Source organism: Bradyrhizobium sp. LM2.9, assembly GCF_054056555.1.
In genome coordinates, this window is record NZ_JBSRYJ010000001.1 from 1 (window position 1) to 24,625 (window position 24,625).

The window sequence follows — 24,625 nt, forward strand, 5'->3', positions numbered from 1 at the left end:
CGGGGGGCTACAATGGCTAAGGACAGGCTAACTGCGTTTGAGATCGATGACACTCAAACAGTCGATCAAAATATTTCTGCATTCACGAGCGAACTCAAGACAGTCGATGATGCTCTCGCAAGAGTTTTGTCTGCGTCGCTCTCCAAGATCAGCCTAGAAATCCCATTCGATCAAGGCGAACTGCTTGACGCATTGTATGCGGCGACCGCGCCCGTCGAGCCCGAACAACCTTTCTCCAGCGAAGGCGCCGCACAATGAGCGGTTGGTATCTTCAAAGGGTCTCCGTCGAAGGGTTTCGCGGCATCAACAACGAGGGCGCACCGCTCGTACTCAAACTCAAACCGGATTGCGTCAACTCGATTTCCGCGCCCAACGGGGTCGGAAAGACATCAATCTTCGACGCCATCGTTTATGCGATTACCGGTCGAATTCCGAAGTTGGAGGATCTACCGGCAGCCGAAAAGGGACCATCCTACTATCTTAACCGCTTCCATACTGGTGGCGTCGGGACCGTCGCTCTGACCTTGGAGCCGGCCGCCGGTGGCGCGGAGGTCACCATAACCGTCCAGCGCGATGCCGCAGGCGCCCGGACTGTCTCGGCGAGCAACGGCGCAGATGGAGACGCCATTCTCGCTGATATCAATCGCGAGTTCGTCCTCCTTGACGGAAAGACCTTTCAGGACTTCATCGACTTTTCACCGCAGAAGCGCGGTCGATCGTTTGCCGGACTGCTCGGTCTGAAGCGTTACTCCGCCTTGCGACAGGGCCTTGCGTCGCTTGCGAACACGAAGGCATTCAACAACCACTTCGGCGTGGCCGCCAAGGAGGCCACTCAAAACAGCGCGACCGTTACCGCACAGCGCGCCCGGGCCAACATCAAGGAGGCCTACACGGCGCTGGTCGCAGACGAGTATGATCCGGCGGAAGCCGAAACGACGATGCTCGCGAAGGCTCATTCCGCCCTTCATGGCGTTGAGCTGCTTAGGCCGATTTGCGAGGGTCGCACGTTCGAGGAGATCGACCCGTCGGCTTGCGTCGATGCCGCAAAGACCGCCGAGGGTGGTGAGGCAAGGGAACAGCTCGCGAAAATCCTCCGCGATCAAACGAGTTGGATTGACGCGGCGAAAACCGCGCCAAGCGAAGAGGATGCCGGGCGTCTGATCGAGCTAGCAGACGCCCGCGACACTGCGCTGCAGGTCACCCAAGGGGTTCTATTCCATCAGCTCTACGGCCTCAGCGAAACCATCCTTGCCGATGACTCCTGGGCGGATAAGTGCGTCTGCCCGGCATGCGATCGATTGGACACCAATTCGGTTCTCAATCATGTTCGTCGTAAAATCGCCGACTTCGAGGCGGTTGAGGCGGCTTCGGCTAATCTGGTTCAAGAGTGGACCGAAAGGGGCTGGAATCAACTCGAAGACCTGGAGCGGTTGGGTCGCCGACCTGAAGAGGTGGCCCACCTTGCCGAGGCAAAGGACATCGGCGTCAAGGGAACCCTCGACGGCACGCGTGCACGTGCCGTTACTGAATGGCTGAAGACGCTGACCGATCGCGCCGACGCGAAGGTCGCAGAGCTCACGGATAGCAAGACGGCTCTGGAGAAGAGCTTGCCCAACAAACTCACGGCGGTTGTCGAAAAGGCTGAAGCCGCACGTCGTCTTCAGACGAATCTGTCGGACTTGCGCGCCGCCATGAAGGGGCATTCCGACGTCGGCGCGGAACTTGCGCGTATCGCCCGGGTAAAGACCTTTCTCGACGCCGCGAGCTCATCGTTCGCCAGCTCTGAATCCGCTACAAGCGCGCGTCGGCTCATCGCCATAGAACCGGTCACGCGGACCATCTTCGCGGCGATCATGTTCACCGATGTTGTGCCAGCACTGAAGAAGCGTGTCGGTAGCGAGGATCTCTCTATCTCCCTCGCACAATTCTGGACCCTGCCAGACATTTCAGCTCAAGCCGTTCTCTCCGAGAGCTATCGCAACGCCTTTGCGATCAGCGTCTACTTGGCGGCGGCGTCGCTCTACGGGGCGGGGGCCAAGTTTCTCATTCTCGATGATGTAACATCGAGCCTCGATTCCGGGCACCAGTTTCATTTGATGAACGTGATCAAAGGACAATTTGCCCGCCCCGGCGTCCCCAGCGGTCCACAGGTGGTTCTGCTGAGCCATGACACCGTTCTCGAAAAGCTGTTCAACACTAACGCGAATGAGGGAGAGTGGTGGCATCAATGCATCCAGGGCACCGCGCGGACGGCCGTCCTGCCGCAGTCGGGTGCGATCCACAAAGTCCGCGATGCAACCCACGCCTTTCTCGACACCGGTAATACGGACGATGCTGCTCCGCGGATCAGGCAGTATCTGGAGTTCAAACTCGAGGAAGTCATCTCAAAGGTCGGCGTACCCGTACCGATTGCCATTGCTTTTAACGACGACAAACATATGGCAAAGAACCTGATCGACGCCATCAAGGCAGCTGTCGATCTCCACGATGCTGCTCGCCGCCTGGTGTTGGAGCCTGCCCAGATCACCGGTCTCGGCACCGCTGTAGCGACCATCGTGAGCAACTATCTGTCCCACTGGTCCACTGGTCAGACCCACGCCTTCACTGCCCCTTCCTTGAAAGGGGTGATGCAGGCGATTGAGAGTTTCGCAAGCTGCTTTCAGTTCGAGCACCCAGCCGGCTCGGGTCAGTACCGCTACTATCGCTCGCTTAGCCAAAAGTTTTGAACATCGGTGGTGAGGTCCTCTTGCCGGCACCGATGAGCCCGGCCTGATTAGCGGTCAACGTCATCGAAAATAGATCGCCTCGCAGGAGCCGCAGGTGCAACCGGCTTCGGTTCTTGTTCTCGCGGAACTGGAGACATGTAGTTCCACTCAGCCTAATGGTCAGGTTTGTCCTCGGCCTCCTTGCGGAGTTTCACTATCCCGAGCGGCCTGCGAACCTGCCAGCGCTGAAGCCACTCGCGAACTGGCCGAAATCCAATCCGCGAGATTTGCGGTAGCTAGAAGGTCATTGGAATGCGTCGAACCTCTGTCGCATTGATTATCGCCATTCTGTCGAGCGTAGCGTTGGCCGACGATTTTGTCGGCCAGGCCAGTGTTATCGACGGCGACACATTGGAAATACATGGAGTGCGCATCCGGCTCTGGGGCATCGATGCACCGGAGAGCAGCCAGCTGTGCCGTGGCGACGACAGCTTACAATATCGGTGTGGTGCTCAGGCATCCGTCACGTCTCAACCGCGACTTGTCGGGCAGCTTTGGTACCAAGAAGTATGCCTTTGAGGAGTTGGTCGCGGAAATTGCCTCTGCGTTCGGTTGCGCGTCGCTCGGTATCGTACCGACGGTGCGGCACGCCGATTATATCGGCTCGTGGCTCGATGTGTTGCGCGAGGACAATCGTGCAATTGTCCGGGCCGCTTCACAGGCCAGCAAGGTCGCGGACTATCTCCTTGGATTCTTGCCAGCACCCGCTGCCGACATGAAGGCGGAAAAAGCGAACCAGGAAGCGGCGTGAGGCTCCGCCCGGTCACCGCGGGCACGAGAGTGAGAGGGCGGGTCGTTTTCCGCGACGGGTTGGAGGTCGAGAGAGAGGCTCTCGGCCGCCCGTCGTGGAGAATCGGCATGACGAAGGCTGTCCAAAAGATCACCTTGTCGCCCTCGCGTGATATTCCGTTCAACAAGCTGGTGCTGAGCCAGTCCAACGTCCGGCATCTGACGGCGGGCATTTCCATCGAGCAACTCGCCGAAAGTATCGCGCAGCGTACGCTCCTGCAAAGTCTCAACGTGCGGGCGGTCGTGGACACTGAAGGCAATGAGACCGGCATGTTCGAGGTGCCGGCAAGTGGCCGGCGCTATCGCGCGCTGGAACTTCTCGTAAGGCAGAAGCGCATGGCGAAGACGCAGGCGGTTCCCTGTGTCGTGCGCGAGGGCGGCATTGCTGAAGACGACTCGCTTGCAGAAAATGACGAGCGGGTAGGGCTTCATCCGCTCGATCGGTTCCGAGCCTTCCAGACCTTGAGTGCCGCCGGCATGTCCGAGGAGGATATCGCGGCTCGGCACTTCGTGACGCCGGCTGTCGTTAAGCAACGACTCCGGCTGGCGTCCGTGTCGGCAAAGCTCCACGACGTCTATGCCGAAGACGGTATGACTCTCGAGCAACTCATGGCCTTCTCTGTTACAGCCGAGCACGCCAGGCAGGAGCAGGTCTGGGAGAACGTCAGCCGATCCGGATATGATGAGCCCTATCAGATCCGGCGGATGCTCACGGAAAATACCGCGCGCGCGACCGATCGCCGCGTTCAGTTCATTGGGCTGGATGCTTACGAGCAGGCTGGTGGCGGCGTTTTGCGGGATCTGTTCGAGCGCGATGATGGCGGCTGGCTCCAGGACACTGCCTTGCTCGACCGTCTCGTGACAGAAAAACTCAAAGCCGAAGCCGAGTCGATTGCAGCCGAAGGCTGGAAGTGGATTTCGCTCGCGGTCGAATTCCACTACGGCCACACGGATGGCCTGCGAGAGCTGGAGGGCAAACCTGTCGATCTCTCCCCGGAGGAGCAGGCCACCATCGACGCCCTCAACGCGGAGCGGGCCAAGCTTGAATCCGATTATCAGGATGCCGACGAGTTGCCCGATGGGGTCGATGAGCGTCTCGGCGAAATCGAGGCGGCACTGGTCGCGTTCGAAGACCGGCCAATGATTTACGATCCGGCCGAGATCGTCCGCGCTGGCGTCTTCGTCTGCATCGATTCCGAAGGCCGCCTCTCGGTGGATCGGGGTTACGTCCGGCCGGAGGACGACATGTCGGCAGACGATCCTGATATCGGGCAGGGCGCCGACACACAGTCAAACGAGGGGAAGGCGGCTGGTACTTCCGTCCAGCACACGGCCATCGCCATCGCGGGTGGCGCTCCTGAGGTGGAAGAAGATGATGAGGACGCCACGAAACCTCTGCCGGATCGGCTGATCACCGAGCTGACGGCGCATCGCACGTTGGCGTTGCGGGATGCGCTGGCAGAAAATCCTGCGATCGCGTTTCAGGCGGTGCTGCACAACTTCGTGCTGACGGCCTTTTACCGCTTCGCATCGTCCGGCGGCTGCCTTGAGATCGGCCTTCGCACGCCGACCTTTCCGGCTCAAGCGCCTGGCTTGAGGGAAAGCGCGTCCGCGAAGGCCGTTGAGGCGCGGCATGAGTCCTGGAAAGCACGATTGCCGAACAGCGAGAACGATCTTTGGGATGCGCTCGCAGCTCTCGATTGCGGCGCACAGGCGTCCCTGTTCGCTCACTGTGCGTCATTTGCGGTCAACGCTCCCTACGAGCCGGCCAGCCGCTACAATCAGGGCCGCGTCTCCGCCCGCGGCGTCCGCACCCGGCTCGACCAGGCGGATGTGCTCGCGCGCGCCGTCCGCCTCGACATGGTCCGAGCGGGCTGGAAGCCCTCCGTCGACAACTATCTCGGCCGGGTCACCAAACCTCGCATCCTGGAGGCGGTGCGCGAAGCAAGAGGCGAATCGTCCGCGCAATTGATCGACCCCCTGAAGAAGGCCGACATGGCCAAGGAGGCTGAGCGCCTTCTCGATGGTTCGGGCTGGTTGCCGGAGCCGCTGCGTGTCGTCGAGTCCGGCGTATCGTCACTGGAGCAGGAGAGTGAAGCGGGCCCGCTGCCTGAATTCCTCGGAGAGGACGAGGATCGGGAGAACGCGAACGAGGATGAGGATCCGCAACAACTCGACGCCGCTGAGTGAGATCATGGAGTTGGACGGCTCTGGCCGTCCGTAGGTGCTTGGGGACCGGTGTGCAGCGCCGGTCCCCATTTTTCTGGGCGAGCGCTGAGAGGGAGAGCCGGGCCGGGAAGGGTTTTGAGCCGTCGGGGTCAAAGGAGAGCGCCTGATGGTTCGATCCTTTCCTGCTCTCCGAAAGAAACCCTCTCATGACCGAATCTCTCGCCGGCGGCGCTGCCGCCGCGCCGCTCTCGGTGCGCGCCGCTGCAAGTCTCACCTCCGCCGCCGTCAGGGCCGCGCGACAGCTCGTGATTGATCTCGAGCGCGGCCGTCGCATCGATGCCGCTGTCCTGCGTAGCGCCATGGAAGCTGCCTTCGGCGCTTCCGACGCCACTGGCGTCTGGAACTGGAAAACCGCCTATGATGTCTGCGAGGCGGCAACTGTTCTGTTCCTTCGCAAGTTTGGTCCCGCAATTCGTGTCGAGGCCGGCTCGACGGCCGCGATGTTGCTGATGCTCGCGAGAATCGCGCGCCGTCTGCCGACCCACACGCGGCGCTCCGAGGACAGTCAGGCCCTTCAACAATTCTCGACGCCGATCCCGCTTGGGCTCGCCGCATGCACCGCGGCCGGCATCACGCCGTCCGATCGGGTTTTGGAGCCCTCCGCGGGGACCGGCTTGCTCGCCATTTTTGCCGAGCTCGCCGGCGGCGCCTTGGCATTGAACGAGCTGGCCGAGGCCCGCGCCGCATTGCTCGAGCAACTGTTCGCCAAGGTTAAGGTCACGCGATTCGACGCCACCCAGATCGATGATCACCTCGATGCGGGTGTCGTACCGAGCGTCGTCCTGATGAACCCGCCGTTCTCGGCATTGGCGAACGTCGATCGACGGATGGCGGACGCGGCTTTCCGGCACATCGCCTCAGCCCTCGCGCGTCTTTGCGACGGCGGTCGTCTGGTCGCCATTACCGGCGCGAGCCTTACGCCCGATAATCCGGCATGGCGAGATGCCTTCGTTCGACTCCAGGAGCGCGGGCGAGTGGTGTTTTCTGCGGCCATCGATGGCGCGGTCTATGCGAAACACGGAACGCAGACCGACACAAGGCTGCTTGTGATCGACAAGCAGCCTGCCGCAGATCCGAAGGTCTTTCCGGAGTCGCTGGGCATGGCGGGCGATGTCGCCACATTGCTCGGCTGGGTGAGCCAGCATGTGCCTCCAAGGCTGCCGGTCGCCACCCCCGTCGTGGTCAACGTCATCAAGCGCCCCGCGACGCCGCGGCCGGTCGGCGCCTTTGCACCGCGACCATGGTCGACTTCGGGAAATGTAGCGACCGAGGGCGTCGAGCTCACTTACGAGACTGTCGAGTGGACGCCTCCGGAAGGCGCTCGACTGACCGACGCGCTTTATGAGGAATACGCGCTGCATGCGATCCGTATTCCGGACGCGCATGCGCATCCGACCAAGCTCGTGCAGTCCGCCGCGATGGCCTCGGTCGCGCCGCCGAAGCCGTCTTACCGCGGCCAATGTCGTGGCGGATGGCTTCCTCTCCGACGCCCAGCTTGAGAGCGTCATCTATGCCGGAGAAGCGCATTCCGAATTTCTTGCGGGCTCCTGGACGATAGATCCAACCTTTGATGTTGTGGCGGCCGCACGCGACGATGCAGAAAATGCCGTCCGCTTTCGCCGCGGCTGGTTCTTGGGCGACGGCACCGGGGCGGGCAAGGGACGGCAGGTCGCCGGTATCCTGCTCGACAACTGGCTCAAGGGTCGCCGCCGCGCGGTCTGGATCAGTAAATCCGACAAGCTGATCGAAGACGCGCAGCGCGACTGGTCCGCGCTCGGCATGGAGCGGTTGCTCGTGACGCCACTGTCAAGGTTTCGCCAGGGCGCACCGATCCGGCTCGCGGAAGGCGTCCTTTTCACCACCTACGCTACGCTGCGCACCGATGAGCGCGGCGAGAAGCTTTCGCGCGTGCGGCAGATCGTTGAATGGTTGGGCTCCGACTTCGACGGAGTGATCGTCTTCGACGAGAGCCACGCGATGCAGAACGCGGCAGGCCAGAAGGGCGAGCGCGGCGACCAGGCGGCATCCCAGCAGGGGCGTGCCGGGCTCAGGCTCCAGCACGCGTTGCCGAATGCCCGCGTCGTCTATGTTTCGGCGACCGGTGCCACCACGGTCCACAATCTCGCCTACGCCCAGCGGCTGGGCTTATGGGGCGGCGACGATTTCCCGTTCGCCACCCGGGCGGAGTTCGTCGAGGCGATCGACGAGGGCGGCGTCGCGGCCATGGAAGTGCTCGCGCGCGACCTTAAGGCGCTCGGTCTCTACGCGGCCCGCTCGCTCTCTTACGAGGGCGTCGAGTACGAGCTCGTCCAGCACCAGCTCACGCCCGAGCAGGTACGCGTCTACGACGTCTACGCCGGCGCGTTCAGCGTCATCCATAACAATCTCGATGCAGCAATGCGGGCCGCGAATATCACTGGCGAGACCGGCACGTTGAACGGCCAGGCTAAATCGGCCGCGCGATCCGCTTTCGAGAGCGCCAAGCAGCGCTTCTTCGGCCACCTATTGACTTCGATGAAGACGCCGTCGCTGATCCACTCGATCGAACGCGATCTTGACGCCGGCCACGCCGCTGTCATCCAGATCGTCTCGACCGGCGAGGCGCTAATGGAGCGCCGGCTCGCCGAGATGCCGACTGAGGAGTGGGGCGACGTCCAGGTCGACATAACCCCGCGCGAGTATGTCCTCGACTATCTCGCCCACTCCTTTCCGGTGCAGCTCTACGAGCCTTTCACCGACCAGGAGGGCAATCTCTGCTCCCGGCCCGTCTATCGCGACGGCCAACCGGTCGAGAGCCGGGAGGCCGTCGCTCGCCGCGACCGCCTCATCGAGAAGCTCGCGTCGCTGCCTCCGGTCCCGGGCGCGTTGGACCAGGTGATCCAGCGCTTCAGCACCGACATGGTCGCGGAGGTCACAGGCCGCTCACGCCGCATCGTTCGCAAGGGCGACCGGCTTGTGGTCGAAAACCGGGCCGGTTCGGCCAACCTCGCCGAGACCTCGGCCTTCATGGACGACGTCAAGCAGATTCTCGTTTTCTCCGACGCGGGCGGCACGGGAAGGAGCTACCATGCCGAGCTGTCGGCGCGGAATCGCCGCCTGCGGGTCCACTATTTGCTCGAGCCCGGCTGGAAGGCGGACGCCGCGATCCAGGGGCTCGGCCGCACCAACCGGACCAACCAGGCGCAGCCGCCACTGTTTCGTCCCATCGCGACCGATGTGAAGGCCGAAAAGCGTTTTCTCAGCACCATCGCGCGCCGGCTCGATACGTTGGGCGCCATCACGCGTGGCCAACGCCAGACCGGAGGGCAGGGCCTGTTCCGACCCGAGGACAATCTCGAAAGCCATTACGGCCGCGACGCGTTGCGCCAGCTCTATACGCTGCTGGCGCGGGGCAAGGTCGACGGCTGCTCGCTCGAGCGGTTTGAGGATGCGACCGGCCTGAATCTCACGGATGCCAATGGGCTCAAGGATGACCTGCCGCCGATCACGACCTTCCTGAACAGGTTGCTGGCGCTCACGATCGATCTTCAGAACGTTCTGTTCACCGTCTTCGAGCAGCTCTTGACCGCCCGGATCGAGGGCGCGGTCGCCTCGGGCAGCTATGACGTCGGACTGGAAACGCTCAGCGCCGAGAGCTTTGCCGTCACCGACCGGCGGACGATCTATGTCCATCCGGGCACTGGCGCCGAGACCCGGCTTCTCACCATCGCCCAGCGCCAGCGCAATCATCCTGTGAGCCTGGATGGTGCTCTTGCTCATCTTTCTGATCCTCGAGCCATCCTGTTAATCAATGAGCGCTCGGGACGAGCAGCGGTGCAGGTCGCGGCTCCGAGCTTCATGCTTGATGACGGCGAGATCGAGCGGCGCGTCCGCCTGATCCGGCCCGTGGAACAGCAAAGCGTCCCCTTAAGAATGATGGCGGAAAGCCATTGGGTCGAAGTGGACCGCGGACGCTTCGCCGCGGCCTGGCTGGCGGAGCTTACCGAGATCCCAGCGTTCACGGAAAGCACGATCCACATCGTGACCGGCTTGCTGCTGCCGATCTGGAAGCGGCTGCCGAACGAGTCGACCAGGGTTTATCGGCTTCAGACCGACGCAGGCGAGCGGATCGTCGGCCGCAAGGTCTCGGTTACCTGGGTCGCGAATGTCCTTGCGGCTGACGCGCCGGCGCTCGCGCCAGACGCCGCTTTCGCCGCGCTGATGGAGGGGCGGACCGTCCTCGAACTTGCGGAGGGACTCCAGCTTCGCCGTGTCCGGGTGATGGGCGCACACCGCATCGAACTGGCGGGCTTCAACGACACCATGCGCGATCGCTTGCGGGCTTACGGCCTCTTTGGAGAAATCATCTCCTGGAAGCTGCGCATGTTCTTGCCCACGGACGGGAGCGGTGTCGAGATTCTGTCCAAGGTACTCGACCGTTATCCGGTCGAGCGTGCCAGTGAGCGGGAGGCCGCCTGATGCGTCGCGAGCCTTGCGAACTGGCACGCCGCCTCGCGCGCGAGGCCGAGGCGGTGTGCCGACACTATCTCTCCAACGGCAAGCGGCAGGGCCGGTACTGGCTGGTCGGGGATGTCAACAACACCCTGGCCGCTCGTTGTTTGTGCGGCTCAAGGATTTGCCGAAAGGCCCTGCCGGAAAATGGACCGACGCCGCAACCGGCGAGCATGGCGATCTTCTCGACGTCATTCGTGAAACATGCGGCTTGCGCGATTTCCGGGAGGTCGCAGAGGAGGCGAGGCGCTTTCTGAGGCTGGCTCGTAGTGAACCGGAGGTCGCCCCGAAACCCGTTCGTCCATTAGCACCGGCTGGATCGCAAGAGGCGGCGAGACGACTCTTCATGATATCCCAACCGATCGAGGGGACGCTGGTGGAGACATATTTGCAGCGTCGCGGGATCGCCCACCTGCACCATGGTGGCAGCCTGCGCTTCCATCCGCGCTGCTATTATCGGCCCAACGAACACCTGCCAGCCGAGACCTGGCCGGCGATGATCGCCTGCGTCACGGATCTCGAATGCAGGATCACTGGCGTGCATCGCACCTGGCTCGACCCGGACGGCTTTGATCGCATTCGGCTGGGCAAAGCTCCGATCGACACCCCCCGACGCGCGATGGGCGATCTCCTCGGCAACGCGGTTCGCTTCGGCGTGGTGGACGACGTCCTCGCTGCCGGCGAGGGAATCGAAACCATGCTTTCGCTACGTTACGTGCTGCCGAGCATGCCCATGGCGGCTGCGCTCTCGGCCAATCACCTCTCAGCCATGGTGCTTCCCACTGGGCTGCGCCGGCTCTACATCGCCCGCGATCTCGATGCTGCCGGCGATGTGGTGCAGGCGACTCTCAGCCGCCGCGCAGCGGACGCCGGCATTGAAGCAATCGCGCTGTCGCCCCGGCTGGGTGACTTCAACGAAGATCTCCATGTCTTCGGCCTCGATGCCGTCCGAGCAGCGTTGCGGTTCCAGCTCGTGCCAGAGGACGTCCTTCGCTTCCTGCATTCCTCGACGGTGCCCGCGGAATAGCTCTCGGTCTTCGATCGACGTTGATGGGCCAGTCACAGGCGAGGCCAATACCGGAAGAGGACGCGACCTCGGCCTTCTAGAGGGCGATCGGACGGCAAGCGGCCCGGGCCGGCAATGGCTGCGTCCGGCTATTTTCCGCCGCGCGCCGGCGATGTGAAGACACATCATTGGGTTGGCCGCGCCGCGAAGCAAAATAGCCGGCCTCCGCCATCCTCCGCTGCCGCTTCGGCCCTTTCGGGTTCTGGCACGCTTCGCCCGCCGTCAGAGGATCGCCACGAAGCCCGCGATGGTCGCGGCCGATCCGGCAAAGGACCTCTTCCCATGACCGACCATGACGACATCGAACCGCTGCACAACTCTTCTCCGACCGACCAAGTCATCACCGAACTACAGCTCTTCGGCCATCGTCCATTCGACGACCAGCCCGATCCAAGACCGCTCCCCGAGGGCAAGATGATTGGCGGCGCCGTCGCGGATATATTCGACGCCCTGGTCGCGACCCTGAGCGACACGCGGCTTGAGCCGGATCTTGACGATCTGCTCTGGTCGACAGTCAACCTGTTCCATCGTGCCGTCGACCGCATCGAGCGGCAGCTCGATAATAACGAACAGGCGCAGCAGAAGAGCCAACGCGAGCAGAACGGCTCCGAAGTGCGATCGGTCGAGCTTGAGCGCCTAACAGCCGAAGGCATCACGCTGATCGAGCGCCGCAACTGCCTGGAGCTCTTTCGCGACCAGGCCATCGAACGATTTGAGGTCAACACCGGCGCATCCTGGCGGCCGCGATCGGGATCATTGGTCAACCACCGCACGCTCACCGCGGCAATGATCGACTCCCGCGACTTCATTGCCGCCAAACGACGCGCCGAGACTGAGGTCTTGTTGCCACCAGGACCGAAAATCGCACTCACCGGCGGGCTCGACTTCAATGACCACAACCTCATCTGGGATCGCCTCGACAAGGTTCATGCCAAGCACCCCGACATGGTCCTCTTGCATGGCGGCTCTCCGAAGGGTGCCGAACTGATCGCCTCCAAATGGGCAACCAGCCGCAAAGTGCCACAGATCGCCTTCAAGCCCGACTGGACCAGGCACGCCAAGGCGGCGCCGTTCAAGCGCAACGATGCGATGCTCGAACTCCTGCCGATCGGCGTCATGCATTTCCCGGGCACGGGAATTCAGGACAATCTCGCTGACAAGGCGAAGCGGCTCGGTATTCCCGTTTGGAAGTTCGGCGGCGCATGAGCGCCGTCTACTCGCCTCCAAGCCGACCAAGATGGCGTTGCGCGCCGCAACTCCGCCTCGTTTCGATTTTACGTGCAAAGCCGCGCCGTGGTGGTGGTGGAGGCGCGACCAATACGTCTGTGCATTGGAGCCACCGCCATGCTCGCCCTTGGGCTTGCCCTCAACACGCTTGGCATCGGTTTGTTCTGCTGGCTGATCTTTGCGCTCGCGGTCTATGCCTTGCCGTTTGTCGTCGCGGTTACCGTCGGAATGTCCGCATTTCGTGATGGCGCGGGCGTCTTCGGCGCACTGCTTATCGGAATTGTTTCTGGCGCGCTGACGCTTGCCGCTGGTCAGCTCACTCTCGCCGTTAGTCAGTCCTTGACCTTGCGCGTCGCGATCGCAACCGTCTTCGCGGTCCCCGCGGCAATCGCCGGCTATCATGTGGTGTTTGCCCTGTCGCAGATCGAGGTCGCCTCGCTGGTTTGGCGCGAGGCCTTCGCTTGCGTAGGTGCGCTTTGCATCGGCGGCACGGCATGGGCGCGTTTGACCTTTTTCGCGAGGACCCGCCCATCGAACTCGGCCGGGGTGGTGGAGAATACACCTCGACCAGTTCTTACCGCCGCCAAGCACGAGCAATGAGGCGTCGTTGCCATCAGGTCCAGCAAGCTCGCACAGAGACCAGGTTGAACGAGAGGGGGGCGAGATTGAGCGAAAGGTAACCGCGTTTCTCCTCGAACCCTTTAAGCAAGCCCCACCAATCTCTGTCTGGCCCGCATAGCTGCGGTGGGGCGCGCCGCGCTCGATCATTTCTGGGGGGACGATACCGCCCTTTGCGGCAGATTGTTTCTCCTTCTGCGCCGACCCGTACCGACCTATTGCTCAGCACAACCGAGATTCGCCAAATCTTCTCCTTAAGATTGCGGTTCAGCACGCGGACGCACGTGGCCTCTTTGATGGCTCGATCTGGCCCAAAGAGCGGCTGCGCCTCGATCGTCTGAGCCGCAACGCCGTTGGAGCGACTTTCTTCCCCTGGGCTTGCGCCCATTCCTCGCGAGACAAGAAAGTCGCTCCAACGGCGTCCTCCGCTGCGCTCCGGCCCGCCAGCGGGTGCGTCGCCGATCGTCTTCGGCCTTTAGATCGCCATCGAGGCCGCGGTGGTCGCGGGCTCGAAACACAACAGGAGAAGTGACATGGCTAACATCGGTTCTTTCAAGAAAGTCGGTAACGATTTCCAGGGCGAGATCGTCACCCTGAGTTTGCAGGCCAAGGGCGTCCGCATCGTCGCCGAGACCAACCGCTCCAACGATAACGCTCCCAGCCACCGCATCTATGTGGGTCGGGCGGAGATCGGGGCGGCTTGGTCTAAGCGCTCCGAGGAGGGCCGCGATTACCTCTCGCTCAAGCTTGACGATCCCTCGTTCAACGCGCCGATCTACGCGAACCTGTTCGACGACGAAGGCGGCGAGGGCTACACGCTCTTGTGGTCGCGGCCGCGCAAGACCGGGGAGTGAGGCTCGGTCCAAAGCCCCGCCCGAGTTGATCGGGCGGGGTTCCCTTCCTCAGCCCAAAGGAAAAGCATCAACCGTACTGGTCAGACCAACATGCTCGCTACGGCTTCCGACGCCGGGGAGAACGGCGAAAAACATTGTTCGGCCACTTACTTCAATAAGCTATTGATTAGTCATCGTTTTTGTGGCCGCGCCCGACCCTAGCGCCTGCCCCTGCGCCGACAAGCGCTAACTGCCTGTCCAGGAAAAAAACCCTCAACACAGACGTTAATGCCGGTAAACTCTGAAACCATCATTTGCGGATTCGCAGCATGCCCCTTCACGCAACTAGCGGCTCAACGCCCGCCGGCTCTTCCCGGCGAAGGAGAAGTGAATACACGCCTCCTCCCGAACGGCATGCCTATCCATTTCCGGACCTTCTGAAACGCATTGGTCGACCGGCGCTTGACGACCGGCAGATGGATTTTTCCTGCGCGACGCTGCAACGGAGAGAGAGGCAACCGTATTCTATGCTGGCAACCTCGATCTACTCGACGCTCCCACTGTCTCGATTGTAGGCACCCGTGAGGTTTCGGACGCTGGGTGGAAACGTGCGTCTCAGTTGGCACGTGAGCTCGCCAAGCGTGGTGTAACAATCGTGAGCGGCCTAGCCAAAGGCGTTGATACCGCCGCGCTGGGCTCTGCTATCGAACATGGCGGCCATGTTGCTGCCGTCATTGGGACGCCGTTGGACAAGGCATATCCAGCCGAGAACGCCAGCCTTCAACAGCAAATTTACGCTCATCACCTGCTGATGTCGCCCTTCAAAGATGGCGATCGCGTGTTCCGATCCAACTTTCCGGTACGGAATCGAGTTATGGCTGCCGTCAGCGACGCGACCGTGATCATCGAAGCCTCCGATACCTCCGGGACCTTGCATCAAGCTGCCGAGTGCGGACGGCTCGGCCGCTGGTTGTTCATCGCGAAGTCCGTAGTCGACGACCCCGTCCTATCATGGCCAAAGAACTTCATTGGCAAGCCGAAGGTCGGAGTTCTGTCATCGATCGACGACGTGCTCCACGCCATTGCCTGACCTCAAGCATCTGAGCCTCTGTGCATATCTCACCGACACTGATGTAGAGTGGCGGGACGAAGATTATGTAGCCACTAAGATGGTGAAGGCGCTCAAGGGGGATTCCATTGAGGGATATTTTGACTTCAAGATCGGCGAGAAGGTGCGCCGGTTCGATCAGTCCAATGTGTCGGAGTTCGTAGAGCGAATCCCTCGAGCACTCGCCCGGATGATTGCGCGTCATTATCCCGGTGAAGCCTCTCTAGTGCCTATCCCGAATTCGCACGTCATCGCCTCCACGACGCCCGGATTCAAGACACTCGAATTGGCAGAGAAGATCGCTGCAAATGGCAACGGCAAACTGAAGGTTGTGCCGACCCTGGTCTTTGGTGAGGTCCAGCAGAAGTCGCGCGAGGGCGGCCCTCGAGATCCGAAGCATTTCGAGAGCGCGTACCGCATCGTGCGGACGCTGTCAGGTCCTGTGATATTGGTCGATGATGTTTGTACGAGCGGCGGTCACCTCGTCGCAGCGTATTGGCGTCTCAACAAGCAGGCCAGTCCAGTCGTGCTCGCCTGCACGTTTGGCAAGACGACCAAGGCTCAGCTTAAGAATCCCATCGGAATGCGCGCGGAATGCGCGAAGATCAGATCGACGTGACTCGTCGATAGAAGCGCTTGGCACCACGGGCAGTGGGCCCAACTCGGCGGCATCCAAAACCTTGTCGATCCGGCCGCGAAGGCGGAACGCGGTTTCCGGCTTGCCCTGCCAGATCAGCAGATCAGCTTCGGCGCTTCGAGTACGTGTCCACGGTCACCTCCGAGACGCGGGCGGCGGAGGGGACGTGATAGTATCGCAGCGTGATCTCCATTGCGCAGGGTGCTTTATCGTTGCCCCAAGACGGCCGCATGACTCGATCAGCCGATCGGCGGCGAAATGCGACAAGGTATCCACCTCTAGTCTGGCCGCGGATATTTCTTCTTCGTAGGACGTGTCAGCAGGTCCGTGACCTCAACGCCAAGAGCGCGCGCAAGACGCTCGACGACATCTATACCGGCCGCATAAACACTCCGCTCGAGCGAGCTGATGTAGGTCCGGTCAATCTCAGCACGATGTGCCAGCTCCTCCTGTGACAGGCCACGGGCTTGTCTATACTTCCTCAAATTGATCGCCAATATCTCGCGTATATCCATGCGCGACAGGCCATGCTCTTGTAGAGTATTTCACCACGGAGTATTCTCGACAAACCATCAAGCGCGGCATTTTTCGGCTGCTTTCTATGTTGTCGGTTCCAGAATGCGGCTACAGCTGCTGCGTTCAAGAAGCGGGGGTGGAAGTACACAGATGCCGCTCTACTTCTTGGCAGGAACTCCATGAAAACTCCGCCGCTTGACCCAGATGTCGCGACCTCTGCACCCGCAGATCCCGCGATCACGCCCTATGACGAGGAGCATCTGATGACGTATTGGCGGCTTCTCGACGCGGTGGCCGATGGCGCTGATTGGAAGGAAGTGGCTCGCATCGTGCTGCATATCGATCCGGAGGGAGAGGGCCAATCCGTGCGGGCTCGAACCGCGTTCGATAGCCATCTGGCGCGCGCAAGATGGTTGGCAGATCACGGCTACCGTCATATGTTGCGCGGCGGCGCAGGTAGATAGCAGGATTTACCACCTGGCCATCCCAGTTAAGAACTCAATTCTCTCCGTCCATGATGGATCGTCTGTGCATCACGGGAGACGCAAATTGACGCCCTCCACAACAACCCAAGTCTGCACAGCCTTGCGCCTGACTGGCCCGCGGTGGACCCAATCGCCCTTTGCGAGATTCCGATCTCAAGTAGGGGCGACCGAGTAGAATTATGGACGAATCTTGGCGGTCTTCTCCTCAAGCAATTGGGCGGGTCGAACTTCGAGAGCCTGCGAGACTTGCCAGATCGTAAGCAGGGTTACGTTTTGCAACCCTCTTTCCATACTACTGATGAACGCACGATCGACACCCATGCGCTCTGCCACGGCTTCTTGGCTCAGGCGAAGGTCTAAACGAAATCGACGCGTGTTTGCTCCAAAAAGCTTGCGAATGTCCATCCGCAGGATAGGAAGCAATCGCGTATTGTAGCGCTACGTGTTATAATACGCGGCGAGGTCTCGCTCAGCTACGGCTCCACCAGGTTCTGAAGGCGGGCGCTGTTCGCGCAGACGGACGTGGAGAAATGGATCCGGCGTCTTGTGGCTTTATGGCACGGTTGTGGCATGCCATGCAGAAATTGAGTAGGATCGAGCAAGGAAGTTGATGGTACGGCCATGCAGACACCGCCACTCGAGCCCGACCTGGCCGATTCAGCTCCGAACGATCCAGTCCTTACCTCCTATGACGAGAAGCATCTGGTGACCTATTGGCGGCTGCTTGATGCAGCAGCCGCGGGTGCTGATTGGAGGGAGGTCTCGCGAATCGTCCTGCACATCGATCCCGATCGTGAGCCGACACGCGCCCGCACGGCTTTCGATACTCATCTGGCCAGAGCAAATTGGATGGCGGACCGCGGCTATCGCGAGCTGCTTCGCGGCGGCACCGGCAAGTAGCAGAAATCAACTGTCGCAAGTTTCTTCTCGAGAATGGCCCTCTACGGCAATTCTGGTGATGCTCTGCAGGCATCGCGCGATGCCCAATTAATGACTTGTCGAACAACTGAAGGTTACGTAGATCGTTTCCCGCTACGTTCTGGCTTTGGGGTCTCTTAATGTCGACATTCGACTGGCGCTCACCGGAGAGTTATCAGCGCGCAATTACATCAGGTGAAATGGAGGATTTTGCGTGGGAGCTCCTCCGCCGCAATCCTGAATATCAAAGGGACTACCGGGAGGCACGCGCCAAAGGCGGGCACGTAAGCCCCGAGTTCAGAAGGAGATGGGGCGTCTGCTTTCGCCCATGACCCGCAAGGGTCTTTCTACGAGCAGACCATCTTCTGGGCTCCCGAGGCGATGCCAACTGTGGTGCCGATCGTTCGGAGCGCGTCCGGCTCTCAAGGTTCGGACGTAGTACTTCCGCTTGCTGATCTTACGTCGGCCACCATGAGGCAAGCAGCGGACGGCTGGCATGCCCTCTTGCTGGTCCAAGGCACGCAGCATCGGTTATGGCTCAGAGAGGCCCCGCGACTCGGCACCGGATATGTCACCGAAATGCCGCTCGACGAGAATTTCGTCGCGCGCGCCCACGCCGCACATCGCTTATGGCGAGCGTTGAACGGCCGCCCGCCGGGACCTGCCCTTCATCGGCTTTCGGCCCAGCAGCGCAAAAGGCTCGGCCTGGCCCTGCGAGCGCGGGATGGGCATGAGGATGGCGCATCCTATCGAACGATCGCGGAGGTGATCTTCGGCCAGAAGCGGCTCAGCGAGCGCGGCTGGAAGACCCACGACCTGCGCAGCCGTACCATTCGCCTGGTCAAAGCCGGCCGCTTCATCGTGCGTGCCGGCTACCGTGCAATGTTTCGATCGAGATCCCGCAAGAAATAGATCTCATAGCGCAAAACTGATGGAGCCAGGTCAGGTTTGGCGCTTCTAGCCCCTCCCGCTGACTTCACCGGCCGGGCGGCCCGCGGTTGGATCTTACGCGCCATGCATGCCGATCGCCTGCGGCGCATCGGAACGGTTCGAGCTCCGCCGCACCACGCCTTAACAACTGAGACGTCCCGAGCTGCGCAGCAGAATCGTCGGCCGATTGCTGACTACCAAAGCCTGCAGTCCTCTTTTCGCGATCGCAGCGCGAAGCCAAAAGGAGGGGTGCCGAAATCGTCCTAACAATGTTCGGCATCCCCTCAAGTGCCTTCGCTCCTCCATGGTGTCCGTCGACGCGCGATCAAACTCCGTCGCGCTCCATGACATCACGGGAGCGATCCGATGCCCGACCCGAACGCCGGCACGCCGCAGCGCTATCTTCGCACACCAGAAGCGGCACGCTTTCTTGGCCTCTCCGGCCGCACCCTCGAAAAGCATCGCACCTATGGCACAGGTCCGACCTACCGCAAGCTCGGCGGCCGCGTCGTCTACGCGCTCGAAGACCTGAAAGCATGGGTGGACCGCGGCGCCAAAACGTCGACCAGCGATCCCGGGGTTGGCACGGTCTTGCCCGCCAAGCGGCACCCGCCCATCCCTTACGCTGGCAAGGAGCGGCGCTGACCCATGCCGGACAGCAACTCCTTTGCGCGCTCGCGGCGCAACTCAGAACGGGATCAGCTCGATCTGTTTCGCGCTCTTCCCGGTGATCTCGCGCCGCGCGACGCGCAAGACTTAATGGCTTATCCGTTCTTTTCGCTGGCGAAGTCGAAACGGACCGTTCCCATCGATTTTGGGGTCGGGACAATCAAGATCCGTGTCGAAGCTGTGCCGGAACATGGCATGGCGACCATCTGGGATGCGGACGTGCTGATCTGGGCCGCCTCGCAAATTATCCAGGCGCGTGACGCAGGTTTGAAGACGTCGCGGTTGATGGCTGCCACCCCTTACGAGATCCTGACTTTCGTGGGACGCGGCACAAGCGTGCGCGACTACGATCGCCTCAAGGCTGCGCTCGACCGCCTGCAATCGACCACTGTGATGACATCCATTCGCCAGCCGACCGAGCGCCGGCAGCATCGGTTCTCATGGATCAACGAATGGAAAGAGACGGCGGATATGCACGGCCGCGCCCGCGGGCTCGAGCTGATCCTGCCAGACTGGTTCTACACGGGTGTTCTGAACGAAGCGCTCGTGCTGACGATCGACCGCGCATATTTCGATCTGACTGGCGGACTGGAGCGCTGGCTTTATCGCCTCGTACGCAAGCACGGCGGTCGCCAAAAGGGCGGCTGGAGCTTTGATCTTGTGCACCTCCACGCCAAATCGGGCTGCCTATCGCCACTCAAGCACTTCGCATACGACCTGCGCCAGATCGTTCGACAGCAGAGATTGCCAGGATATGAACTGGTCATCTCGCACGACCCAAATGGGACGGAACGGCTGAACTTCGCTCCCACTCCGGTCGACCCGCTTACCCACCGGCTGCGCAAGCGCGGGCTTATCTCCGGCTGGGGGGAAAACCTGTGAATCCCGCCGTGCTATCAGGGACCAGCGCCACCGTGCCATCGGGGACCGAAAACGCGTGCGATCAGGGACCGTTATCGCGGAAAAGCCCTTGCCACAGAGGAGCTTCCGCTTCCTCTAACTTTCCTAACCAGGAATCCTTCGGATTCCTTCTAACGGATCCCCAATCCACGTCCCTGCAGAGTTCGTGGCTGTCCAGCGAGCCTACCGCCTGCGCCAATCTCCGCACGACAGCGGCTGAGCTGCGTCTTGGTTCGTGCAAATGGATCTTCGCAGTCCTGGACCTGCAGGATCGTTGTCTCCTCTTCAGGCGCGCTTCGCGTTCTGACGCGACCGTGCGCGCGCACCAGTCGTGCTTCGCCCCGCTTGTCGTCTGCCTATCACGCCTCCTCGTCCTGGATTCCAGGTCGCCATGTCTCAGCACCGTGCGTGCCATCCTGCGATATGGAATTTCAATATGAATGATCTCACGACGGTTGAGCTCCTCTGGCTCGAGAAACGCATCGAAAACCGCATTCGGTTCGGCCGGCCAACATCGGAAACGATCATCGACCATCACCGGCGTGTTCTTTCATTTGCGCCTGGCAGCATTTTTGCGTTCGTACGCTGGAGCTCCAATGACTTCGGAACTGTACTGTCACGCATCGATATTCTGCGCGCGTCCGCGCCAGGGCAACGCTACTCGACCGTGCCTTGGATCAGTCCGGGCGGCGAGAGCCTGCTGAGATTGTCCGGTTGGCCGAAGGTCGAACGTGTCCTGCAGCTGATCGAGGCGGTGGAAGCACTGGGCATCGATCCTGCCGACGCGGCGCCCGACTACTGGCACCATGCGCACAACCGCCTTTCGGTGAATGAGACTCCGCGAAGCTACACCCGTGCGCGTCACCAGGCGTGGCTCCGGCGCCAAAGGGTGACACTCTGATGGGCCGGCTCATAACAATTCTTGCAATGTGCTTGGGCACGGCTATTGCGCTCTCCGCCGACCGGGGCACAGCGCCATGGTATATTTGGAACGCTTCGCACAGCGTGCCGATCGGTCTTTACCGCTTGCACCCGGTAGAGCGTCTCCGTGTCACCTCGCTCGTAGCCGTTCGCCCGCCTGACCCGCTTGCGTCCTTCCTTGATTTGAACGGCTATCTGCCGCTCGGCATTCCCATGCTCAAGCGGGTCTTGGCGCTCCCTGGGCACACCGTCTGCAGACGAGAACTCACTATCCTCGTCGACGGCATCGAGATGGGCAAGGCCCGCGAGCGTGATGGCCGTGGACGGCCTTTGCCCGCATGGCAAGGATGCCACGTCCTGACGGCCGACCAGATCTTTCTGATGAACTGGCAATCGGCCGATTCTTTTGACGGCCGCTATTTCGGGCCGATCGCGGCCTCCGCCGTCATCGGCCAGGCTTTGCCAGTGTGGACAAAGGACGAATGACCATGCTTGCCTCGCTTCATCGACTTGCAGCTTCATCATGCTTCCGCGGACCACAATCCCTTTGCTCATTCCCGGCCAAGCTCGTCGGCAGATGCGGGCGCGCCGATGATGATCAGCTGCAAAGGCGGCACCTTGACTTCTCTCAGGCTGCGCTCGAGGCGATGCGGGCATGCCGTCCATCCCTGCGTGTCGTCGTGACATTCCTGGCAGCTTTTGCAGCTGTCGAATTGCCGTCGAGCTGTCGAGCCCAATCCGAATTGCAGGCGCCTGCTCCGCCCTCAACATGCCTTGGCAAATTCGTCCCATATGCGGCCTTCATTGCCGAGGCGTCCCGCCGGTTTGCGGTTCCCGTGCAATTGGTTTGTGCCGTGATCCAGGTCGAAAGCAGTGGCAAAGCGCACGCCGTGTCATCTGGAGGTGCCCTGGGCTTGATGCAAATCATGCCAGGGACGTGGGTCGACCTGAGCGCCCGCTACAATCTAGGCATCGACCCCTTTGACCCCCATGACAACATTTTCGCCGGGGCCGCCTACCTGCGAGAGATGCTGGACCGGTTCGGCTCGGACGGATTTCTCGCCGCCTACAACGCAGGCCCCAAGCGCTACGAGGAGCATCTGACGACGGGGCGCGCGCTGCCTGAAGAAACCCTGGCCTACCTGAACAAACTCGAGCCATTGACTGGCATCATACAGCGCGCGCGCGATACTTCGGTCCCCGGTCACGGCACAAATTGGAAGCAAGCCAGGCTGTTCGTTCCGCGATTGTATCGCGCGTTGACTGACCGGGGCTCGTTATCTGCTCTGCATGAAATGCCTTCGTCGAAAGACACGCTGACCCCCAACACAATTGGACTTGTGCCCCATGCGATTGGTCTGTTCGTGCCGCGATCGGACGAGGCGAAGTCTCAATGACGATAATCGCATCTGCTCGCATGCCATCGCAAGGTCTCGCATTTTGGAAAGTGATGAGCACACGGGCGGAAGGAGCGGACCGGGGATGGCAGGATAAAAGCCGCAAGGTGCGGCCGGTCGGTTGTGAGAAATCTTGCTTTAGTTTCAATCAGCCAATGCAACTTGCGAATCTTGAGCACACATTTTCAGTTTTGCCAAATTGCAGCCGCGGCTCAGCTTTTTGCACTCTGCCGGCAAACGATGGCCGGTAACGACGACTTCCGAATCCGCCCTGGCCGCATTCGCTCTACCCGAGCGCCGCGGGCAAAGCCGTTTCTGGCGCAGGCCCTCAGAGCCGCGCAGAAGGCCGGCGGTCTGTCACGCGGGTACCGCCGTGGAACAAACTTCGGACGTGGACGCGCCGCGAGTCTTGCGGCATCCAGACTGCTCAACAACCGGTCTCGCGGCGCCATGGTCAAGGCGCGGGTGGTTCGCCGAATGCGCACGCCCGGGGCGCTGCGGGCCCATCTTGGTTATCTGCAGCGTGACGGGGTCACCCGGGACGGGGCGCCAGGCAAGCTCTTTGACGCTCTCTGAGATGAAGCAGACGGCCGCGCCTTCGCCGAACGCTGCGAGGGTGACCGACATCATTTCCGCTTCATCGTTTCGCCCGATGATGCAGGCGAGCTCACCAGCCTGCGCAGCTTCACCCGTGAGCTCATGGATCAGGCCTCACGCGACCTTGGAACGCGCCTCGAATGGGTCGCGGTCGATCACTGGAATACGGAACACCCGCACATTCATATTCTCGTGCGCGGCCGCGCCGATGATGGAAAAGACCTCGTCATCAGTCGCGACTACATCGCAAGCGGCTTGCGGGCCCGGGCCGGCGATCTGGTCACCCGCGAACTGGGTCCCCGATCCGAGCTCCAGATCCGCGAAGGGCTGGAAGCCGAGGTGACCGCCGAACGATGGACCAGGCTCGACCGGGTGCTCTCGCGGCAAGCGGGATTGGCCGATGGGGTCATCGATTTAAGGCCGGAACGGGATGGTGCCCGGGACCCGTTACGAGACATTCGGATCGGGCGGATGCGGATGCTGGAGCGCCTGGGTGTGGCAGAGCCGGCGGGGCCCGCTCGCTGGGTCTTGGCCGAAGACGCCGAGCCACGCCTGAGGGTGCTTGGCGAGCGCGGCGACATCATCAAGCGGCTGCACAAGGCGATTGCCAAGGATGGTCTCGCACGTTCACCGTCCTCCTTTGCGCTCGAAGGCGAGCATCACGGTGAACCGATCATTGGCCGTCTCGTCGCCCGCGGACACGACGACGAGCTGAGGGGCGATGCCTTTGCCATTGTCGACGGCATAGACGGGCGGGTCCATCACCTCAAACTCCCCGATATCGATGCGGCTGGCGACGGGCCGATTGGCGGCGTCGTGGAACTCCGCCGCTTTGAGGATGCGAGGGGACGGACACGCATCGCACTTGCGGTAAGATCGGAACTCGTCCTCGAAAAGCAGGTCACCGCGGAAGGCGCCACATGGCTCGACCGGCAGCTTGTGGCGCGCGAGCCTGCTGAGTTCTCGCGCGCCGGTTTCGGCGCAGAGGTCCGGGCAGCCCTGGAACAGCGAATTGATGTGCTGGCAGAGTACGGACTTGCCCAGCGGCACGGCGACAAAGTGCGGCTTGGCCGCAATCTGATCGAGACCTTGCGAAGTCGCGAGGTCGATAGCGCCGGTCGGCGCCTTGCTGAGGAGACGGGGCTTACTCATCTACCTGCTCGATCAGGTGAACAGGTTTCGGGGACGTACCGACAGCGGCTTTCTCTCGCCTCGGGGCGATTTGCCATGATTGATAATGGGCTCGGCTTTCAGCTCGTGCCATGGGCTTCTTCACTAGAGCGGGAACTGGGCAAACAGGTGAGCGGGATCGCAGGTCCAGGCAATGTCGATTGGTCCGGGGGCCGCAAACGGGGCCTGTCACTTTGACTGGCAGTCTCTTCGCTGGGCTGCGATGCTCCACTGCGGCTGCGCTCGCCCATGTACAAGCCGAGCGCGCTATCCTTTTGTCGCGAGAAGAAGTTTGCTGTAGTCGCGCTCACGCCAACCACGTCCCGGCGGGTCTTGGGGGCGGGACATTTGCTGGTTCG

General features: G+C 61.6%; 19 protein-coding genes and 4 pseudogenes. 21 read left to right on the forward strand and 2 right to left on the reverse strand.

Annotated elements, in window-relative coordinates:
- The 11 genes and pseudogenes from ACVWW3_RS00005 to ACVWW3_RS00055 all read left to right on the forward strand — a co-directional run.
- Positions 1–258: hypothetical protein (locus ACVWW3_RS00005; RefSeq protein WP_456671792.1), on the forward strand; the 258-nt coding region annotated here is incomplete at its 5' end.
- Positions 255–2,726 (forward strand): AAA family ATPase, encoded by a 2,472-nt coding sequence (locus ACVWW3_RS00010; RefSeq protein WP_456647359.1) that lies wholly within the window; start codon positions 255–257, stop codon positions 2,724–2,726. The genes ACVWW3_RS00005 and ACVWW3_RS00010, both read left to right, overlap by 4 nt.
- A gap of 496 nt (positions 2,727–3,222) precedes the next feature.
- Positions 3,223–3,516: pseudogene (locus ACVWW3_RS00015) on the forward strand (zincin-like metallopeptidase domain-containing protein); the annotation flags it as partial.
- A 107-nt stretch (positions 3,517–3,623) separates the two neighbouring features.
- Positions 3,624–5,744 (forward strand): ParB/RepB/Spo0J family partition protein, encoded by a 2,121-nt coding sequence (locus tag ACVWW3_RS00020; protein WP_456647360.1) that lies wholly within the window; start codon positions 3,624–3,626, stop codon positions 5,742–5,744.
- Positions 5,745–5,929: 185 nt separating this feature from the next.
- A pseudogene (locus ACVWW3_RS00025) lies at positions 5,930–10,241 on the forward strand (strawberry notch-like NTP hydrolase domain-containing protein).
- Positions 10,241–11,301 (forward strand): annotated as a pseudogene (locus ACVWW3_RS00030) (DUF7146 domain-containing protein). Before ACVWW3_RS00025 ends, ACVWW3_RS00030 begins: the two co-directional pseudogenes overlap by 1 nt.
- A gap of 321 nt (positions 11,302–11,622) precedes the next feature.
- Complete coding sequence (locus ACVWW3_RS00035; protein WP_456647361.1) at positions 11,623–12,546, forward strand: DUF2493 domain-containing protein; 924 nt, start codon at positions 11,623–11,625, stop codon at positions 12,544–12,546.
- Between the two features lie 138 nt (positions 12,547–12,684).
- The gene (locus ACVWW3_RS00040) at positions 12,685–13,167 is read left to right on the forward strand and encodes a hypothetical protein (RefSeq protein ID WP_456647362.1); all 483 of its coding nucleotides are present in this window, start codon (positions 12,685–12,687) and stop codon (positions 13,165–13,167) included.
- A 551-nt stretch (positions 13,168–13,718) separates the two neighbouring features.
- Entirely contained in the window at positions 13,719–14,039 is a 321-nt protein-coding gene (locus ACVWW3_RS00045) for a DUF736 domain-containing protein (protein WP_018457399.1), read from the forward strand.
- 547 nt (positions 14,040–14,586) lie between these two features.
- The gene (locus ACVWW3_RS00050) at positions 14,587–15,108 is read left to right on the forward strand and encodes a DNA-processing protein DprA (protein WP_456671824.1); all 522 of its coding nucleotides are present in this window, start codon (positions 14,587–14,589) and stop codon (positions 15,106–15,108) included.
- A 79-nt stretch (positions 15,109–15,187) separates the two neighbouring features.
- Complete coding sequence (locus ACVWW3_RS00055; RefSeq protein ID WP_456647363.1) at positions 15,188–15,745, forward strand: phosphoribosyltransferase; 558 nt, start codon at positions 15,188–15,190, stop codon at positions 15,743–15,745.
- A gap of 296 nt (positions 15,746–16,041) precedes the next feature.
- Here ACVWW3_RS00055 and ACVWW3_RS00060 read toward each other — a convergent pair whose 3' ends face one another.
- Entirely contained in the window at positions 16,042–16,278 is a 237-nt protein-coding gene (locus ACVWW3_RS00060; protein ID WP_018457396.1) for a helix-turn-helix domain-containing protein, read from the reverse strand.
- 180 nt (positions 16,279–16,458) lie between these two features.
- Between ACVWW3_RS00060 and ACVWW3_RS00065 the strand changes: the two genes are divergently transcribed.
- On the forward strand, positions 16,459–16,743 hold the full coding sequence (locus ACVWW3_RS00065; protein ID WP_083926476.1) for a DNA -binding domain-containing protein: 285 nt from the start codon (positions 16,459–16,461) through the stop codon (positions 16,741–16,743).
- Positions 16,744–16,941: 198 nt separating this feature from the next.
- Here the strand turns inward: ACVWW3_RS00065 and ACVWW3_RS00070 are convergent, their stop codons facing one another.
- Positions 16,942–17,169, reverse strand: a complete 228-nt coding sequence (locus ACVWW3_RS00070) for a helix-turn-helix domain-containing protein (protein ID WP_247390196.1) — start codon at positions 17,167–17,169, stop codon at positions 16,942–16,944.
- A gap of 216 nt (positions 17,170–17,385) precedes the next feature.
- Between ACVWW3_RS00070 and ACVWW3_RS00075 the strand changes: the two genes are divergently transcribed.
- The 9 genes and pseudogenes from ACVWW3_RS00075 to ACVWW3_RS00115 all read left to right on the forward strand — a co-directional run bounded on the left by ACVWW3_RS00075 (position 17,386) and on the right by ACVWW3_RS00115 (position 24,464).
- Positions 17,386–17,664 carry a DNA -binding domain-containing protein gene (locus tag ACVWW3_RS00075; protein ID WP_456647364.1) on the forward strand — a complete coding sequence of 93 codons (279 nt, stop codon included), beginning with the start codon at positions 17,386–17,388 and terminating at the stop codon, positions 17,662–17,664.
- Positions 17,665–17,882: 218 nt separating this feature from the next.
- A complete protein-coding gene (locus ACVWW3_RS00080; RefSeq protein WP_247390226.1) occupies positions 17,883–18,014 on the forward strand; it encodes a transcriptional regulator domain-containing protein in 132 nt (43 codons plus the stop codon).
- Between the two features lie 247 nt (positions 18,015–18,261).
- Complete coding sequence (locus ACVWW3_RS00085; RefSeq protein ID WP_456647365.1) at positions 18,262–18,594, forward strand: DUF2285 domain-containing protein; 333 nt, start codon at positions 18,262–18,264, stop codon at positions 18,592–18,594.
- A gap of 384 nt (positions 18,595–18,978) precedes the next feature.
- Positions 18,979–19,257, forward strand: coding sequence for a helix-turn-helix transcriptional regulator (locus ACVWW3_RS00090; protein ID WP_247282175.1), 279 nt, complete (start codon positions 18,979–18,981; stop codon positions 19,255–19,257).
- A gap of 3 nt (positions 19,258–19,260) precedes the next feature.
- Positions 19,261–20,163, forward strand: a complete 903-nt coding sequence (locus ACVWW3_RS00095) for a replication initiator protein A (protein ID WP_456647366.1) — start codon at positions 19,261–19,263, stop codon at positions 20,161–20,163.
- A 454-nt stretch (positions 20,164–20,617) separates the two neighbouring features.
- Complete coding sequence (locus ACVWW3_RS00100) at positions 20,618–21,082, forward strand: DUF2840 domain-containing protein (RefSeq protein WP_456647367.1); 465 nt, start codon at positions 20,618–20,620, stop codon at positions 21,080–21,082.
- A complete protein-coding gene (locus ACVWW3_RS00105) occupies positions 21,082–21,588 on the forward strand; it encodes a S26 family signal peptidase (protein WP_456647368.1) in 507 nt (168 codons plus the stop codon). The genes ACVWW3_RS00100 and ACVWW3_RS00105 overlap by 1 nt, the downstream gene beginning before the upstream one ends.
- Entirely contained in the window at positions 21,585–22,499 is a 915-nt protein-coding gene (locus ACVWW3_RS00110) for a lytic transglycosylase domain-containing protein (protein ID WP_456647369.1), read from the forward strand. Before ACVWW3_RS00105 ends, ACVWW3_RS00110 begins: the two co-directional genes overlap by 4 nt.
- Positions 22,500–22,739: 240 nt before the next feature.
- Positions 22,740–24,464: pseudogene (locus tag ACVWW3_RS00115) on the forward strand (relaxase/mobilization nuclease domain-containing protein).
- Positions 24,465–24,625 lie beyond the last annotated feature (161 nt).

Excerpts from the sequence above, each read along its gene's own strand:
- ACVWW3_RS00045 (WP_018457399.1), top strand. The coding sequence starts at position 13,719 with ATGGCTAACATCGGTTCTTTCAAGAAAGTCGGTAACGATTTCCAGGGC.
- ACVWW3_RS00090 (WP_247282175.1), top strand. The coding sequence starts at position 18,979 with ATGCCCGACCCGAACGCCGGCACGCCGCAGCGCTATCTTCGCACACCA.
- ACVWW3_RS00040 (WP_456647362.1), top strand. The coding sequence starts at position 12,685 with ATGCTCGCCCTTGGGCTTGCCCTCAACACGCTTGGCATCGGTTTGTTC.
- ACVWW3_RS00010 (WP_456647359.1), top strand. The coding sequence starts at position 255 with ATGAGCGGTTGGTATCTTCAAAGGGTCTCCGTCGAAGGGTTTCGCGGC.
- ACVWW3_RS00085 (WP_456647365.1), top strand. The coding sequence starts at position 18,262 with ATGCCGCTCGACGAGAATTTCGTCGCGCGCGCCCACGCCGCACATCGC.
- ACVWW3_RS00065 (WP_083926476.1), top strand. The coding sequence starts at position 16,459 with ATGAAAACTCCGCCGCTTGACCCAGATGTCGCGACCTCTGCACCCGCA.
- ACVWW3_RS00070 (WP_247390196.1), bottom strand. The coding sequence starts at position 17,169 with ATGGACATTCGCAAGCTTTTTGGAGCAAACACGCGTCGATTTCGTTTA.
- ACVWW3_RS00060 (WP_018457396.1), bottom strand. The coding sequence starts at position 16,278 with ATGGATATACGCGAGATATTGGCGATCAATTTGAGGAAGTATAGACAA.
- ACVWW3_RS00020 (WP_456647360.1), top strand. The coding sequence starts at position 3,624 with ATGACGAAGGCTGTCCAAAAGATCACCTTGTCGCCCTCGCGTGATATT.
- ACVWW3_RS00055 (WP_456647363.1), top strand. The coding sequence starts at position 15,188 with ATGGTGAAGGCGCTCAAGGGGGATTCCATTGAGGGATATTTTGACTTC.
- ACVWW3_RS00035 (WP_456647361.1), top strand. The coding sequence starts at position 11,623 with ATGACCGACCATGACGACATCGAACCGCTGCACAACTCTTCTCCGACC.
- ACVWW3_RS00075 (WP_456647364.1), top strand. The coding sequence starts at position 17,386 with ATGCAGACACCGCCACTCGAGCCCGACCTGGCCGATTCAGCTCCGAAC.
- ACVWW3_RS00110 (WP_456647369.1), top strand. The coding sequence starts at position 21,585 with ATGACCATGCTTGCCTCGCTTCATCGACTTGCAGCTTCATCATGCTTC.
- ACVWW3_RS00095 (WP_456647366.1), top strand. The coding sequence starts at position 19,261 with ATGCCGGACAGCAACTCCTTTGCGCGCTCGCGGCGCAACTCAGAACGG.
- ACVWW3_RS00080 (WP_247390226.1), top strand. The coding sequence starts at position 17,883 with ATGGAGGATTTTGCGTGGGAGCTCCTCCGCCGCAATCCTGAATATCAA.
- ACVWW3_RS00100 (WP_456647367.1), top strand. The coding sequence starts at position 20,618 with ATGAATGATCTCACGACGGTTGAGCTCCTCTGGCTCGAGAAACGCATC.
- ACVWW3_RS00105 (WP_456647368.1), top strand. The coding sequence starts at position 21,082 with ATGGGCCGGCTCATAACAATTCTTGCAATGTGCTTGGGCACGGCTATT.